The 1,156-nt window shown below is 76.3% G+C and carries 2 protein-coding genes; one reads left to right on the forward strand and one right to left on the reverse strand.

Translation table 11 applies throughout. The features are described 5' to 3' along the window. Positions 1-397 (reverse strand): TolB family protein (locus DZG00_RS15610; RefSeq protein ID WP_375342513.1); only part of this gene is annotated, 397 nt, incomplete at its 3' end. A gap of 138 nt (positions 398-535) precedes the next feature. Between DZG00_RS15610 and DZG00_RS15615 the strand changes: the two genes are divergently transcribed. Continuing rightward, on the forward strand, positions 536-1,156 hold a 621-nt coding region (locus DZG00_RS15615), incomplete at its 3' end, for a TetR/AcrR family transcriptional regulator (protein WP_119455826.1).

Here is a 1,156-nt window from a genome sequence, read left to right on the forward strand (position 1 = left end):
CGGCGTCGCGCGCGACGGCCGCGATGCCGTCCACGCCGCCCGCCAGACGGGTCAGCGCGCGGGCCTCGCCGCCGGCCGCCGGGAGGATCCACAGCTGCGCCGCGTCCTTCTCGTCGGCGTCGTCGGCGTCGGGCCGGGAGGAGACGAAGAGGAGGTCGCCTGCCGCGGTGAAGGCCGCGCCCGCCTCGCTCTTCGCCGAGCGGGTGAGGCGCTGCGGCACGCCGCCGCCCGCGGCGGGCACGACCCAGAGGGCGTGGCGGTAGCCGGTGCGCGCGGCGTCGAGGGTCGTGACGGTGAGCACCGCGCGGCGTCCGTCGGGCGAGAGCACGAGGCCGCCGAGGCGCGGGATGGCGATGAGGTCGTCGAGGTCGGAGAAGGGTGCGGGGGTGTCGGGCATGCCCCCACGCTAGCCGCGGGGCCTGCGGGAGCCGTCCGACCGAGCCGCGACCACGGGTCGTCCCGCGTCCGCGGAGAGCCGCCCGCGCGTGATCCTTTGGGCCCAAATCGCTGGCGTCGTCACGGTAGGATCGACGCCATGGAACGGCGAGCCGGTCGGGTCGGGAGGCCCGCGCGCGTCTCGCGGAGGCTCATCGCGGAGGCGGCCCTCGAGGTCGGCCTCAGCACCCTCACCCTCACCTCGCTCGCCCACCGCCTGGGCGTCGACCACTCGACGCTGTACCGGCACGTCGCCAGCCGGGACGACATCGTCCTGCTCGCCTGCGACACGGCCATCGCGCGCATGGACTGGCCCGAGGTCCCCGACTCCCCCGCCGCCGTGCTCGCCGCGCCCGACGACACCGCGTGGCGCACCTACCTCGAGCAGGCCGTCGAGCGGATCTGGGACATGTACGACCGGCACCCCGGCCTCGCGAGCGCGATCCACCACCTCGAGACGGCCCCGGACCAGGTCGTCCTGCGCTTCACCGGGGCGATCCGCGACCTCACGCGCATGGGCTTCGCCGAGGCCGAGGCCGTGCTGGTCCTCGACACCGTGCTCGACATCGGCGTCGAGTCCTACGTGGGATGGGAGCGCGTGCTGGCCGCGGGCGGCGGCGCGGCCGACCGGCGCCCCGCGTCGTCGTCGCCCATCGTCGACGCGACGATGCCGGCCGCCATGGGGCGCGGTCTGCTGGCCCTCGCCGCCGACGGGATCGCC

Origin of the sequence: Clavibacter lycopersici (assembly GCF_003576405.1) — a bacterium.
Lineage (GTDB): Bacteria > Actinomycetota > Actinomycetes > Actinomycetales > Microbacteriaceae > Clavibacter > Clavibacter lycopersici.